Here is a 15205-nt window from a genome sequence, read left to right as displayed (position 1 = left end):
CTTCAGTAAAGTCATGATGCATCGATCTTAGGAGTGAAAATGTTAAATAATAATTCGATTCACTTATACCAAAAATTTAAACAAGGCGTACGTCTACCTTATGATATTTTGAATATTCATAATATTCCGGATGGTGCTAAGCAAGGGAATTTTATTGAAATTCATTGTGGTGGTTTTGGTTCGGAAATATCACCTCATCCAATTGAAAAAGAACAATTTTATGCACTCACAGATCGTGGGCCAAATACGACTTATGATGTAAATGGTGATAAAGGTAAAATATTTTTAGTACCCAATTACACACCAAAGATCGGGCTGTTTAAATTACAGGAAGATGGTTCTATTCAAAAACTAAAAGAAATTTTACTGAAAAATCCATACGGAAAACCAATTACAGGTCTGCCAAATCAGCACTTTGGTGCAACCAAAGAAATTGCCTATGATCAACATGGAAAAGTTTTAGAACAAGGCACAGATGAATATGGGCTAGATGCAGAAGGTTTGGTGGCTTTAAACGATGGTACATTTTGGGTCAGTGATGAGTATGGCCCGCACATTGTACATTTCAATGCAGATGGGGTTGAAATTGATCGGATCAATGCCTACCCAAAAGATAGTCGCCGTATTTCAGGTAATTTATTGCCTATAGAATTTGCAAATCGTAGACAAAATAGAGGGATGGAAGGTTTAACCATTACACCTGATCAAAAGACGTTGGTCGGTATTATGCAATCGACCATGAGTAATCCTGATGTATCAGTTACGAAATCTGATTTGGTTCGTATTGTGATGATTAATCTTGAAAATAAAGAAATTTCTCAATATTTATATAAGCAAGAAATTAAAGGTAACTCGAATACGGCAATCGTGGCATTAAATGATCATCAATTTTTAGTGGCTGAACGTGATGATGATTTTTATAAAGATAATCCAAATGCGTTTAAACGTGTGTATAAAATTGATGTGAAAGAAGCGACTAATTTAGAATGCATTCAGCACAGTTTACAAATGCAACAAGATGAACAATTAGGGTTGCTGATTGAAGAAAAAACCTTGGAACAATATGTATTAAATGCGGGTTGGCAGGGTTTGGCACAATTTAATATTTTACCTGTTACAAAGACTTTAGTGGTCGATTTGATTGAAAAAATAGGATATGTACATGATAAAGTTGAAGGTTTATGGATGATTGATGAACAGCATTTGGCTGTGATCAATGACGATGATTATGGTTTTTCAGAAACCAATGGTGTACTTGAGCAAAAGTATTTAGATTTAGATAAAAACGTAATTGATGCGAATACGCTTTATATTATTGATGGCTTAGATTTAAAACCATAATTAATCTTGAGTTTTGATACGAAGAGGTGCTGTAGATTTCGCTTATTATTTGTTATGAATACGTTGTTATTTAAAGTAAAAGCGCAATATTTTAAGAAAATATTGCGCTTGATTTGAAACTCAAAGCATTAATTTGCACGAATCATTTCATTAAATTTTTCTTTTAATTCAATATATTTTTCATTGGATTTTGCTTGGTCACTCTTTTCTTTAAATATTTTTGCTACAGCAACTTTAGCTAATTCTTCAGGGCTACGTTGTGGCTTTTCAGTTTGATTTTCTTGGGCAACCACGACTTTAATTTTGGGTGTTGCACCTTTGTGTTTGCGACCCGTTTTAATTGAACCTTTTTTGTGGTTTGCATAACGACGTGCGCGAGTATAGCCCATAAGTAAAAATTTACGAGCCATGTCTGCACCGACAAAATCGTTATTTTCCAAATACTCTAAGAATAAAGCAAAAATTTTGTCACTGCTTTCGGCAGCTTGAGCTTCATTTTCAAATGCCCAAAAGGGTAGAATTTCAGATTTGTACGGTTCAACCAATAATACGCCTTCTTCACCACGACCAATACGATATAAATTGGGACGCTTTCTAAAGTTTATTTTTTCAAAGTCGAGAGAAAAGTCAAAACTGCGTGAAAAAGGCTTGGTATCCGTTTGAATGGGAAGTACATTGAGTGCGAGATCGGTCATTGGGGAGTCCTTAAACAGGTAAATAATCAAAAATATACGTAACTATATAGACATGATTATAAAATAGACGTGATTATAAAAGAGTACGATATGCAAAATTTCAGGTATTTTATCGTATTTTGCTGTGGCAAAAGCTAAATACTAATCATAAGCGTTGTTTATCTGTGCTATATCTGAGGATTATACTTTTTAAGCAATGTTAGTTAACATAAGTTTGATAGGTCACTCATCAATTTAAGGCATATCGCATTTATAAATGAATGACCAAAATCGGTGCAGTTTTATACTTTCCTTAAGCGGAAGCGAGTTGGGTTGAACCAATCCAGTGTTTAGAAAATTGATAAGCGGCACGACCTGAGCGCTGACCACGTGCTTGACTCCATCTTAAAGCTTCGGCTCGAACGTTATCATCATAATTCATATTGGCTTTTGTTAAATAATGTTCAACAATTTCCAAATATAAGTTTTGATCCATTGGATAAAAAGACAACCACAAACCAAAACGATCCGACAAAGAAATTTTTTCTTCAATGGCTTCTTGTGGGTGTAACTCTTTGTATTGAGGTACGTCTACTTTGGTCACAGGAGTATTTTCATGCATAAATTCAGGTAATAAATGACGGCGGTTACTTGTGGCATAAATAATAAAATTATTCGAACCTGACTGTAGCGAGCCATCTAAAACACTTTTTAAGCTGCGATAGTTTTCATCTTCAGCATTAAAAGCAAGGTCGTCGCAATACACAATAAATTTTTCAGGACGGTTCTGTATTAGTTTCTGAATTTCAGGTAAATCTTTTAAATCATCACGTTCAATTTCAATTAAACGTAAGCCTTGATCTTGATAAGATGGAAGTAATGAGCGAACAATAGAAGATTTGCCTGTACCACGCGAGCCTGTAAGTAAAATATCATTGGCAGGAAAGCCTTTGAGAAATTGTTCAGTATTTTGCAAAACTTTTGCTTTTTGGCGTTCAATGCCTTTTAAGTCATCAAGTCGCATAGCTTTAGGATTTTGAATGGCTTTAAGTTGCTTATCTTGCCAATGAAATGCGAAAGCAGAAAAATCGGTTTCTTGTTTTGGTGCGGGTAATACTTGATGCAACTGCTCTAAAACAGTGGCTAATGTTTTGATGATATTTTCAGGTAAATCAAGGGTTGGCATTTTTCTGACTACATTTGATTGGTAGTTGAAATATAGCACTCCAAGGTGAAATTTTCTGCAAAGTTCGGTTAAAATTCTAAAATGCTTGATTCGTGTATGATATTGATCGAATATTGCAATTCTATACTTGCTTATCGAAAGTAGATTCAACATATTACAACTAAGAAAAGAGCAATCCTTTAGAACAAACAGAAAGGGTAAAGGCGAATATGATTTTACAATCCATCCAAGATCTCAATCCTCATCAGGCATATCGCATTAAAAAACTACAAAGACAGTTAGATCGTGCAGAAAACTATGAAGAATGGAAAAGTATCGCCCTTCGCTTAGATGAAGAGTCTGGTGCTCAGGAATGGAAATTTGACAATAGTTCGCCTTATTTTGATGCAGAGATTATCTCGCATCGTTTGAATTTATTACGTCGTTATCGTTTTCAAAAACGTACAGCCGATTTGATGTACATTTTACGTGAAGGCTTTAGCCATGATGTTGCCAATATTGGGCATCCATTGTTATTTACCCAAACATATATTGGTACGAAAAAAATCATTGAGCATTATATTGAGGAAGTCAGTCAAGCACTTGCTTATATCGCTTCAGTAAAGTGTGAAACACTAACCTTAAAAGAAAAACAGGACTTTTTTGAAAACTGTGAGAAAGCCTATGGACAGCCTGCGCTGATGTTTTCAGGTGGTGCGACATTGGGACTTTTTCATAGCGGTGTAGTGAAAGCACTGCGAGAACAAGACTTAATGCCAAAAGTATTGTCGGGATCAAGTGCTGGCGCAATTATGACGGCAATGCTTGGTGTGGCAGATCCTAATGACATTCCACATTTGTTGACGGGTGAACATTTTTACAGTGATGCATTTCATTTTCGGAGTCTGCAAGAGTTAATTAAAGGCAATGGAGGTTTTGCCGATGTGCGTTATTTGAAAAAATTCTTGGTAGAAAATTTGGGTGATGTGACATTTGCTGAAGCTTTTGAAAAATCAGGGTTAGACATTAACGTGACCGTTGCACCGTATAATGTGGCACAAGAAGATGCACGTATTATGAATAAATATACATCACCTGATTTGTTGGTGTGGAGTGCGGTTTTAGCTTCATGTGCTGTACCCGTCTTATTTCCGCCTGTGCGTTTGACCAGTAAGCGTTATGATGGGGTACATACGCCATATTTGGCGAGTACTCGTTGGGTAGATGGCAGTGTACGGAGTGACTTTCCACAAGAGCGTATGTCACGCTTATATAACCTGAATTACACTATTGCAAGTCAGGTTAATCCACATATTGTGCCGTTTATGCAAAATGATGAACAGCGTTTTCGCCAAGATCTACTTAGTTGGCCTGAGCGTATTTTACGTCAGCAAGGCAAAATTGTTGCAATGGGTGCGATGGACTTTACTCGTTCACGTATGGGGCGCATTCCATCCATTCGCCGTTTACTTGATCATGGCTATGGGATTGTCGATCAGCGTTATTATGGCGATGTTAATATTGTCGGTAATTATGGTTTGCGTCATTATGGTTATATGTTGCAAAATCCAAAGCCAAAGTTATTCAATATGTTGCAACGAGAAGGTGAACGCGCAACGTGGCCAAAAATATCGAGTATTGAAACACATGCACGTATTGGTAAAACTATTCAACATTGCTTAGAAGTTTTAAAATCACCTCAGGCACAGAGTAGTATGTCTACAAATTTACATGTCCCAGCCTAAAATAAATACACATAGTATTATTGGTAAATTAGCATCTGTTGATTTGCCAAGCACTCAAATTGATCTCACATCACTCACAGCTTGTAATAGCATGCAAAGTCAGGCTTTAGGTCGCCGTGTATTTAAAATTGATCAACATGGGAAGAGCTGGTGGTTGAAAGGGCAGATCAAAGGGATTAATACATTAAGTGAGCAATCTTTTCTTAATGAACTTGATACTTATCAAAAGCTGACCATATTACAAGTCAGCTTTTTATTACCTTTTCAGATTTTTAAACCGATCAAAATTCAAAATTCAACAGAACCCACTTTGAATGTGCAAGTGCCGTGTCAAGGCACTCAAAATATTTGGCTTGAGCAAGGACTCAAAGTTCAACATGCGGCGGCACTTTTCGACCAAGAGCCTGAACAATTGAGTACTGATCAAGTTATTCAAATACTTTTACAAAGTTTAGACATTTTGAATGCACTACATGGCGTTGGTTGGATTCATGGCGATCTCAAGATTGAACATTTTCGAGTGGATCAGTCACAGTGCTATCTCATAGACTTTGAACAAGCACACACCTTAGAGACAAAATTCCCGCAAATATCAGCAACTCCACGCTATATGGCACCTGAATTGTTTCATGGAGAAGCAAAAACAGTGCAAACAGACATTTATGCACTCGGAATAATTTGGTTGCAGTGGTTGACGCAACAAAAATTGAGTGAAAAAAGCTATTTAGATTGGGCGTATTTGCATTGTCAGTACTTAAAAGTACATCTGCCCCCCCGATTTTTACATTTAACAATAATTTTAAATGTCATGCTGGCAAAACATAAACAGCAAAGATGTACAAATATTTATCAAATAAAACAGATATTAAGCGATATTGTATAAAGAAAAAGCAAGATACCTTAAGTTTGTTTTATATTTAGCCAAACGATGGTTTTTTTAATAAAAAGGGCTTGTCATGTAGGGGTGATCTCTATAATATACACAGCCATTGGGGACGTGGCGAAATTGGTAGACGCACTGGATTTAGGTTCCAGCGCCGCAAGGTGTGAGAGTTCGAGTCTCTCCGTCCCCACCAACGAAATCTTACTGCTTTTAGTAAGTAATGTAAGAAGTCGGAAACAGAGGATTGGTGTAATGGTAGCATGACGGTCTCCAAAACCGTTCGTCAAGGTTCGAGTCCTTGATCCTCTGCCAAATTTAAAAAATCTGAGTAAATACTCGGGGACGTGGCGAAATTGGTAGACGCACTGGATTTAGGTTCCAGCGCCGCAAGGTGTGAGAGTTCGAGTCTCTCCGTCCCCACCATATACTAAAGCAGGATTATCCTGCTTTTTTAAACCCTATTTGGGTGGTATTGTGGGAAATTAAATTGAAATAGATTTGAAATGAGTTAAACAAAGATTGTGCGGGGACGTGGCGAAATTGGTAGACGCACTGGATTTAGGTTCCAGCGCCGCAAGGTGTGAGAGTTCGAGTCTCTCCGTCCCCACCATTTATTTAAGTATTTAATATTTGAGATTAATCAAAGATTCATCTAAGTATTAAACACAAGGAAAGGCAGAATGATTATTCTGCCTTTTTTTATGCCTGTATATTTTAGATTTTGATAAATTGTTCTAAAGGTAAATATATACACAATAAAAAAGACCTGAATGATTCAGGTCTTAATTAAAGCAAAATAAACATTCCATTTTTAAAAGTGTAATCTTTTAACTTTTCATGAATGCACAATGCAAAATTTGAAAGAGAGTGTTAGGGTCAAGTATTTAGTTTACAATCTTAATTTAAATTGATCACAGAATGCCAAATCAGTAGTCATTAAAATAGGGTGTTAAGTTACGCCTTTAAATGGTCTTCAAACTCTTCACCTAGCTGAAATGCAAGATTATTTCCCGCAAGATCACAGGTGACTAAGCCGTATTCTTTTTTAAAACTGAATGTAAATCCTTTATTATCAGTTAAATTTTTGACTGAATACCCAAGCTTTTCAAGCCAGATACGAAATGCAATTAAATTTTTAGCTTTAACAACTTTTTTCATGGAGTTTCTCCTTCATTCCTTGGCTATTTAAAATAGATAGGGGTGCTCTGAATTTTTTAAAGGGGCATTCAAATTAATATTATTTTTTTATCATATTTTTTGAGCATAATGTATGTGTGTTGTGGTAAGAAAATGTTTTATTTTGATGATTTATATTTAATTTAAATACTTTTATATTTTTATAAAACATTGATTTATATAGATGTGTGTGTTGTTTTTGAAGTAGCTAAGGAAGATTTTGAAACAATTTAAATGTATAAATCATTGTGTAAAAAATTATGTTTATTTGCACATAATTTACTCTTGGAATACTCAATTGTTGATCAATAAGCGGGCTGGTATTTATTTTTTTTGATTATATTTAAAGAGGTTGCTTAATATTTAGGCTAAACTTAAAATTTGTTGTAAGAATTCATCTGAGAAATATAAAAATAAGCTGATTTGGCATTCAAAGCATAGTAATTTTGAATTTGGAATGCCAAATGAATTTCAGCAGAAAATGTTGTCTTTGAATCTATCTTTAGAAATTATCTTTCAATGCTCGAATGCGTGCAAATTCAGCAGGACTATCAACTCTTAAAAATGGATTGGTTTCAAGTTCAAGTTCAATTGTGCTAGGCAATGTAATTTCACCTCGTTCACGTTGTGCTCTAATTTCGGCAGCACGGTTTTGAATGGCATGATTATCGGGTTCAATATGTAGCGCAAACTGTGCATTCGACAGCGTATATTCATGTGTACAATAAACTTTTGTGCGTGGTGGCAGTGCTGCAAGGCGATTGAGTGAGTGATAGAACTGCTCTGGTGTTCCTTCAAACATACGTCCACAGCCCATTGCAAAGAGGGTGTCACCGCAAAATACGCTATCCAGTTCATCAATGAAATATACGATATGCCCTAAGGTATGACCAGGTACAGCAATAATTTCGATGTTTAAACCTTCAAATTCAAAATGATCATCATGGTTTAGAGGGTGACTGATAAAAGGGATATGACTCAATTCTTCTCGTGGACCATATACTGCAATTTGATGTGCTACCTGTAATTCAGGCACACCACCAATATGGTCTTTATGCCAATGGGTCAGCCAAACTTGTGTCAGATTCAATTGATGATTTTGGCAATATTTAGTCACTAAATGTGCTTCGGTGGGATCAATTGCAACTACATTTTTCGTAAATGTATTTTCAATTAACCAAATGTAGTTTTGCAGTTGATTTTGAACATCAATCACATGAATTTTAAATGACATTTTGAATTCCCCTGCATATTTTCATCTTTATATCTAAAGTGAGTATATCAAGCTCTGTAAAAAAGATGTATGTAATCTATACATTAGATTTTTTTGGTGAAATGGGAAATGATTTAAATATGCAGGAGGTGTTTATTTTTTGATTGATTCATTCAAAAATTGATGAATATTCACAAAAAATTGTTGCAAAATTTATACAAATACTAATAATAACAATTCTCATTAATATTAAGAATCTGTGTTATGCCCTATCGGTTATCTATACTTGCATCTGCAATTTGCTGTGTGCTTTCAGTATCGCAGTCATATGCAGTTGGAAATCAGGCGAATATGAATGAAGAAGGTAACAATGAGGTCAATCGCTCGGACAAGTCTCAATTTACAGTGTCGAAAATGACGCCAATAGTTGTTTATGCATCGAGAGTATCTGAAGTGGGTCAGAGTATTTATAACCAAGAACAATTACAGCGTCTGCCCAATACACAAAAGACGATGACTGATTTTTTAAAGGTGAATCCGAACGTACAGTTTGGTAATGGATCACTTGCAAGTGGTCGACAGGGAGAGCTTGATGCATCGAATATCAGTATTAATGGAGCGTTGTTTTACGACAATAAATTTTTACTCAACAATGTCAATATTGGTAATAGTTTAAATCCTGCCTCTGGTTTGATAGATAATACAGTGGACGGGCTTGCAGGTTCATCGTTAAATGCCAATATTAATATGGATCTAATCTGTGAACTTGAAGTGCTTGATAGTAATGTCAGTGCTGAATATGGCGAGTTTACAGGTGGGGTAGTGAAGGCGAAAACGTGCGCACCAAAAACTGAAATTGGTCAAATACATGGCAAAATAAACTATGATTTTACCAGTAGTGATTGGACAAAATTTAATTATATTAGCCCTGAAGAACAAGAAAAATTTGAGCAAGGTACAGATATTGATTATCAAAAAGATTTTGTAAAGCAAGGTTTGAGTACTCAGCTTTATGGGCGTGCTTCAGAAAAATTGGGTTTAAGTTTAGCTGCGTCTCGTCGTTGGTCTGATATTGAAAAGAAATCAGATTTTGATGCTAGTGAGAATTATGATCAAAAACGTATTGCTGATGATTTTTCAGCAAATGCTTATTATGACTTAAATGAAGATCAACAGCTTAAATTAGGTTTGTATTATCAAAATAGTCAGGGTGAAAAGTACGTTTCAAGTTTAAAAGACGGTGGTTATCAGACCAATATTGAAAACTTAGCACTTGATATGGAATTGAAAAGTACCTTTGATCATGCTGTAGTCACACAAAATATTGTCTTACAAAAACAAAGTAATCGGAAAGATTCAGATTCAAATGAAAGTGTGGCTTGGAATACATCACCCGATAAAAATTGGAATGCGAAAATCAGTAGTGAAGGTGGCTATGGTGCTTTAGAGATGGCTCAGGATAATTGGGAATATAACCTTAAATCCGTTTTTGATGAAATTACCTTTGCCAATGTGCATCATCAATGGACTATAGGGGCAGGTTATAGCCATATCAACGCAATATGGGATCGTCCTGAAAATATGTATCAATATTTTGTACCCTCTAAAAATAATGGTTTAGGGACAGATACATGTACTTTAATTGACGGAAGTGTTGATACACATTGTGATCTGAGTTATGTGGGTAATGATGGTACAAAGGGGCAATACAATACGATTCGTAATGTCTATCAAGCAGGTACTGTCGATGTTCAGCAGGACAAGGGATATGCTTTTGTTGAAGATCAAATGAATTTGAATGATCAGCTTAAGTTGCGTTTGGGATTACGTCTAGATTACGACAGCATCAGTAAAAATAATAATATTGCACCACGTAGCCAATTGCAGTATTTCCCTTTTGCAAATGAGCGACTTGGTTTTACAACAGGTTGGAATCGTTATTATGCAAATAATGCACTTTTCACAGAACTGCAAGATGGTGTGAATCTTTTACGTATTCAGGAAAAACGTAAAAATTTAAATGCGGAATGGTTACAAAATACAAGTGCAAGTGCAGGTACGGCAGTCAATCGTAGTGAGCTTGATACGCCATTTGCAGATGAGGCGGTTTTTGCAATACATTCCTTGTGGAATGGCTGGGCAATACAACTGAAATATGTCAATCGTGATAACCAAGATCAAATTCGTCGGCAACGGATCAGCTTGAGTCCAATTGTTGATATCTATGACAACAGTGGTGCAAGTAAAGCTGAAACATATACACTAAGTCTTGCAAATCAAACTCCAATTCAATTTTTAGGTGCGAAACATAGCTTTAATTTTGCAGCTGATTACAGTGATATTCAGCGTAATTTTAATAGTTATGATGACAATATTTTTATTGATCAGACTTATCAGCAGTATATTTTATATGATGGTGAAGTGATTGATGAAGCGACACGTCCTGCGACTAATTTCGCAAGACCTTGGACAGTACGCGTGGGTTGGAATACTGAATTTACAAGTGTACCGCTGAAAATTAGTCAGTTCTTCCGTTATCGTTCAGATTATGATGCGATGGTCAGTTCAACAATTCCTGTGACAGAGCGTCCAATTGCATCAAATGGTGAAGTGGTTAAAACACGTTATGACAAAGAATCGTTGGGTAGTGCATTTAATTGGGATGTACGTGCAAGTTATGATTTTAAAGTTGGACGAGATGATCAGTTGACGTTGGGTTTAACCATCAATAATTTGACCAATAAACATAATAAATATACCGAAGATAAGGTGGTATCAAATAATGGTTCGAATGGTGTCTATTCAGAGTCGGGTCGTCAGTTTGTTGCCGATATTAGTTATAAGTTTTAATGTATGGAAAGAAAAATGAATTTTTTGAAAATATCTCAGCATATTTTAAATTGTGCGATAGGTTTGAGTATCGTAGTTGTGGCTCATGTGAGCCATGCTAATAGCACTGCACAGATTGCACCTAGGGTTGTTGATAAGACCTGTCAGGTGAATGAAAAAATTGAACGTAACGCGATTCCGAAGACGCCTCATAATATGAGTTTACCTGCTTTTGGGCAAGGTGTAATTGGTTGGGCAACAGGGCCTGAGGGTGCAAAAGCACGTTTTGAAAATATCCAAAAGCAGGATTTGAAAGCAATTCAGGAAAAAGGCACCACTTTGGCAATGGTTAAGGAATGGCAAGCTTTTTATGAAAATGAAGTGCAACGTAATCCATGTAATCCGACGGCGCCATATCGTGCTGAATTGATGAAAAAGATTGCATGGCTATGGGGGTAATTCATAAAAATAAGCGCTGATTTACAGGGGATTTAAATCATTTCTGAGAGTTATTATTACTCACCACCTAATCATTAAGATAGGTGGTTTTTATTTTACTTATTTGCATTCAGTATTTTATGATTACTTTCATAAAATAGGACTTGATTCTGATTTTTTGTATTTAAATTTACTAATTTCATCAAAAACTAAAGATGCTTCTTGTTGGTTGAGACTAATACCAAATGAAATTTTTTTAAATTTACTCTTTATGTGTAAGTTGCCTTTTGCTGCACTTGGTAGTTGATTTTTTGGAGCACTATATTCTGAATAATACATTTTTTCTAGATTTTCAAATAAAATTGTAGTGCTATCTTCATATTTTTTTGTGAGAAAATAGAGTGGAATATGTTTGATAATAATGATTTTATCATCATTAAGGTCAAGCGTTTCACTTCCTTTTCTTAGCCATAAAGTATGACTAATGGCGTGATAAGTGAATGCACTTACGCCGATAAGCCAAATCATTAAAAAACCTGCTGCATTTGAATCTGAACCAAAAAGAACAGCGTAAATAGCAAAAGATGCAGCTAACCAAAAAATGCCAACCACAAAAAAATTGACAAGGATATCCCCAATAAAAAGTGAGTGATCAAATTTGATATGAATGCTACAGCCGTTATTTTTTTGAAAGATTTTAACTTTGTTATTGAGTTGGGTTTTCATGTAATAGATAATTTAAGTGAATGAGTTAAGTCGTTATTTTGTGAGTATAAAATGAAAGCCTAGATAAAGTAAAACCCTCGAAAGAGGGTCTAATATAAATATTCAAAGGCTTATCTGAGTTTAGATAACCAATTTCCCGTGCTTTGAACAACTTGAACAACAACCAATAAAACAATAACAGTGAGTATAACAGCACTTGAATCAAAGCGTTGATAGCCATAAGAAATGGCGAGGTCACCAATACCACCACCACCGACAGCACCAGCCATTGCGGTTGCACCAATTAAGCTAATGGTTGCCGTTGTAAGGTTTAAAATCAGTGAACTACGTGATTCAGGAATGATGAATTTAAAAACAATTTGTGAAACTGTTGCACCCATCGCTTGAGCTGACTCTACGATGCCATCATTGACTTCTAATAAAGAGGTTTCGATTAGACGACCAATATAAGGACCAACATAAATGGTTAATGGAACAATAGTCGCCCATGTGCCAATTGATGTACCAACAATAAACTTGGTCAGAGGAATAATCGAAATGGCGAGGATAATAAAAGGTAAAGACCGCAGGGCATTGACAATTGGATTGAGTATTTTGTAAATAAAGGCATTCGGTAAAATCCCTTCAGGTCGAGTCAGGTACAAACAAATTGCCTGTAAAAACCCCCAAATCATGCCAAATAGCATTGCAAAAAATACCATGACACAGGTTTCTTGCATTGCTGTGACAAACTGATCCATGCTCAGTGAGCTTTTCCAGAAGGGAGCAGTGACTTGTGTCAGCCATTGAACAATCAGATCTCTCATACTTTAACTCCTGATTGCTCGACTTTTACGCCATTTTTCTCAAAGAAGGTGATTGTTTGTTGAATAATTTCAGCATCACCTAAAAGCTGAATAAACATTTGCCCAATCACTGAGCCATTAATTTCGGTCATATTGGCAAATAAAATATTCAGACTAATATCAAACTGTTTTATAGCAGCTTGTACCACTGTTTCCTGCGCAGATGTACCAAGAAACTGTAAGTTATAAATACTATTATGATTTTTATTTTCAAGATTATTCAAAATATTGACAGGCAATTGTTGCTGTAAAACCGTTTGAATAAAGGTTTTGGTGGTTGGGTGTTTTGGTTGGCTGAAAATTTCTAAGGTAGAGCCATTTTCAATCACTTTACCTTGTTCCATAACGGCAACATAGTCGCAAACAGATTCAATGACATCCATCTCATGCGTTACCATAACAATGGTAATACCTTGTTCTTTGTTGATTTTTTTGAGCAATTCAAGTACAGACTGCGTTGTCTGAGGATCAAGAGCAGACGTTGCTTCATCACAAAGTAAAACTTTAGGATGGTTGGCAAGTGCACGAGCAATACCGACACGTTGCTTTTGACCACCTGAAAGTTCATCGGGGTAAGCATCTTTTTTGTGTTTTAAATCAATAAATTCAAGTAACTCATTGAGACGCTTTTGGCGTTCAGCTTTTGCCACACCCAAAAGTTTTAAGGGCATTTCAATATTATCTGCAACCGTTTTGGTTTGCATTAAATTAAAATGCTGAAAGATCATACCGATATTTGCACGTTGATGACGTAATGCATTTGCATCTAGGGCAGTGAAATCAGTTTGATTGATAATAATCTGACCATGCGTAGGGCGTTCAAGCAAATTGATTAAACGAATGAGCGTACTTTTACCTGCACCACTATAACCAATAATGCCGAAAATACTTCCCGCAGGAATGGTTAGGTTAATTTCATCAAGCGCACGTATGTTCTGACCTTTCAGTTCATAGTGTTTTGAAATATTTTTAAATTCAATCATATCGTCAGGAACTATGCAAAAATGAAAAAACAGGCAAATCTTCTTTGCCTGTTTGGTTGATCTTATTATAAAACTATTTTGATTCTGTAAGATAGCTTACAGGTTTATTTACATCGACTTTAGTTCCGCCAAAGTGTTCTTGAACATATTTGCCTACAGCCGCAACATGATAAAGTTCACCGACTTTTTTCAGTACAGCATCATCTTTACGAGATTCAGCCACAGCGAGTACGTTCACATTCATTTTTGTACTTTGATCGGTTGGCTCATAGTAAATTGAATCTTTTAATACATTTAAGCCGCCTTCCATTGCCAAAGTATTACCTAAAATAATCGCATCAACCTCATCTTTGGCACGTACCGCAGTTGCCATTTGAATCGGTTTAATCACAATTTTCTTCACATTTTCAGTAATATCAGCAGGTGTACCTTTTACGGTATCAAAACCATCTTTAAGCTTCACTAAGCCTGCAGATTGTAAAAGTAATAATGCGCGAGATTCATTTGCACCATCATTTGGAATGGCAATTGTTGCGCCTTGAGCGAAATCTTCAACTTTTTTAACTTTAGTTGAGTAAATACCCATTGGCTCTAAATATGTAGTTGCAATTGGAGCAATTTTGTCTTTATTCGACTCATTGAATGCAACAAGGTATGCATACGATTGGAATGCATTGATGTCCACTTCTTTATTTGCAACGGCAGTGTTCATTGCAACATAGTCAGTGAAGTTTTTCACTTCAAGCTTAATACCTGCAGCTTTGGTTTCAGGTAAAGTTGCAATATAACGCCAAATATCAGCATCTGAACCTGTTGATGCCATAACAACAGTTTGTTCTGCGCCTGCTTTCGCTTCAGTTGTTTCTGTTTTTGGTGCTTCTTGTTTACCACATGCGCTAAGGGTGAGCACAGATGCGCTGAACAGTACGCTAAATAGCTTTTTCATGTTTGTGTCCTGAAAGAGGAAATGCCTGCTTTTTATAGAAGTATGACATTCTCGACACGGATGTCGAAATTCAATTATTGCCGGAAATCACTTCCAGTTAAAATGGGTTTTGTTGATTGAGAACCATGCTATTTTATTGTTGAATGCTATTCAAAAGAATAAAATTATTATGGAAAACAATCTCTAAAGATTTGTTAATCATATCAATAAATTTATCTTATACATAGTAGCTTGTGCATGC

At 35.8% G+C, this 15205-nt stretch carries 13 protein-coding genes and 4 tRNA genes; 9 read left to right on the top strand and 8 right to left on the bottom strand.

The genetic code is table 11. The features are described from left to right. The first annotated feature begins 39 nt into the window (after positions 1 to 39). On the top strand, positions 40 to 1341 hold the full coding sequence (locus FW754_RS09290) for an esterase-like activity of phytase family protein (RefSeq protein ID WP_446324473.1): 1302 nt from the start codon (positions 40 to 42) through the stop codon (positions 1339 to 1341). Between the two features lie 128 nt (positions 1342 to 1469). On the opposite strand, the gene FW754_RS09285 is transcribed toward FW754_RS09290, so the two are convergent. Both FW754_RS09285 and FW754_RS09280 read right to left on the bottom strand, forming a co-directional pair. Continuing rightward, entirely contained in the window at positions 1470 to 2036 is a 567-nt protein-coding gene (locus FW754_RS09285; RefSeq protein ID WP_409512723.1) for a DUF4385 domain-containing protein, read from the bottom strand. Between the two features lie 292 nt (positions 2037 to 2328). Beyond that, complete coding sequence (locus FW754_RS09280; protein ID WP_409512722.1) at positions 2329 to 3201, bottom strand: ATP-binding protein; 873 nt, start codon at positions 3199 to 3201, stop codon at positions 2329 to 2331. Between the two features lie 209 nt (positions 3202 to 3410). Between FW754_RS09280 and FW754_RS09275 the strand changes: the two genes are divergently transcribed. From FW754_RS09275 to FW754_RS09250, 6 genes are all read left to right on the top strand, one after another. Further along, on the top strand, positions 3411 to 4925 hold the full coding sequence (locus FW754_RS09275) for a DUF3336 domain-containing protein (protein WP_446324472.1): 1515 nt from the start codon (positions 3411 to 3413) through the stop codon (positions 4923 to 4925). Further along, a complete protein-coding gene (locus FW754_RS09270; RefSeq protein WP_446324471.1) occupies positions 4912 to 5808 on the top strand; it encodes a protein kinase domain-containing protein in 897 nt (298 codons plus the stop codon). Before FW754_RS09275 ends, FW754_RS09270 begins: the two co-directional genes overlap by 14 nt. Positions 5809 to 5916: 108 nt before the next feature. Beyond that, a tRNA-Leu gene (locus tag FW754_RS09265) sits at positions 5917 to 6001 on the top strand. A 45-nt stretch (positions 6002 to 6046) separates the two neighbouring features. After that, positions 6047 to 6120: transfer RNA gene (locus tag FW754_RS09260), tRNA-Trp, on the top strand. Positions 6121 to 6146: 26 nt separating this feature from the next. Continuing rightward, positions 6147 to 6231: transfer RNA gene (locus FW754_RS09255), tRNA-Leu, on the top strand. Positions 6232 to 6333: 102 nt separating this feature from the next. Beyond that, a tRNA-Leu gene (locus FW754_RS09250) sits at positions 6334 to 6418 on the top strand. A gap of 344 nt (positions 6419 to 6762) precedes the next feature. Here the strand turns inward: FW754_RS09250 and FW754_RS09245 are convergent. Continuing rightward, positions 6763 to 6966 carry a hypothetical protein gene (locus FW754_RS09245; RefSeq protein ID WP_409511460.1) on the bottom strand — a complete coding sequence of 68 codons (204 nt, stop codon included), beginning with the start codon at positions 6964 to 6966 and terminating at the stop codon, positions 6763 to 6765. A gap of 520 nt (positions 6967 to 7486) precedes the next feature. Next, entirely contained in the window at positions 7487 to 8218 is a 732-nt protein-coding gene (gene gloB / locus FW754_RS09240; RefSeq protein WP_419349595.1) for a hydroxyacylglutathione hydrolase, read from the bottom strand. 243 nt (positions 8219 to 8461) lie between these two features. Between gloB and FW754_RS09235 the strand changes: the two genes are divergently transcribed. After that, a complete protein-coding gene (locus FW754_RS09235) occupies positions 8462 to 11047 on the top strand; it encodes a TonB-dependent receptor plug domain-containing protein (RefSeq protein WP_446324470.1) in 2586 nt (861 codons plus the stop codon). Positions 11048 to 11062: 15 nt separating this feature from the next. Continuing rightward, positions 11063 to 11485 (top strand): DUF4951 domain-containing protein, encoded by a 423-nt coding sequence (locus FW754_RS09230; protein WP_446324469.1) that lies wholly within the window; start codon positions 11063 to 11065, stop codon positions 11483 to 11485. Positions 11486 to 11614: 129 nt separating this feature from the next. Here FW754_RS09230 and FW754_RS09225 read toward each other — a convergent pair whose 3' ends face one another. The 4 genes from FW754_RS09225 to FW754_RS09210 all read right to left on the bottom strand — a co-directional run bounded on the left by FW754_RS09225 (position 11615) and on the right by FW754_RS09210 (position 14964). Further along, positions 11615 to 12190, bottom strand: coding sequence for a hypothetical protein (locus FW754_RS09225; protein WP_446324468.1), 576 nt, complete (start codon positions 12188 to 12190; stop codon positions 11615 to 11617). A 110-nt stretch (positions 12191 to 12300) separates the two neighbouring features. Further along, positions 12301 to 12996 carry a methionine ABC transporter permease gene (locus tag FW754_RS09220; protein WP_419349587.1) on the bottom strand — a complete coding sequence of 232 codons (696 nt, stop codon included), beginning with the start codon at positions 12994 to 12996 and terminating at the stop codon, positions 12301 to 12303. Further along, positions 12993 to 14018, bottom strand: a complete 1026-nt coding sequence (locus tag FW754_RS09215) for a methionine ABC transporter ATP-binding protein (protein ID WP_419349585.1) — start codon at positions 14016 to 14018, stop codon at positions 12993 to 12995. Before FW754_RS09215 ends, FW754_RS09220 begins: the two co-directional genes overlap by 4 nt. Before the next feature lie 73 nt (positions 14019 to 14091). Further along, positions 14092 to 14964: a MetQ/NlpA family ABC transporter substrate-binding protein gene (locus FW754_RS09210; RefSeq protein ID WP_409511453.1), complete on the bottom strand. Its 873-nt coding sequence runs from the start codon at positions 14962 to 14964 to the stop codon at positions 14092 to 14094. Between the last annotated feature and the right edge of the window lie 241 nt (positions 14965 to 15205).

This window comes from Acinetobacter sp. 1207_04, from assembly GCF_052850415.1.
Note: the sequence above shows the minus strand (reverse complement) of the source record. Positions and strands in the feature narration are given on the sequence as shown.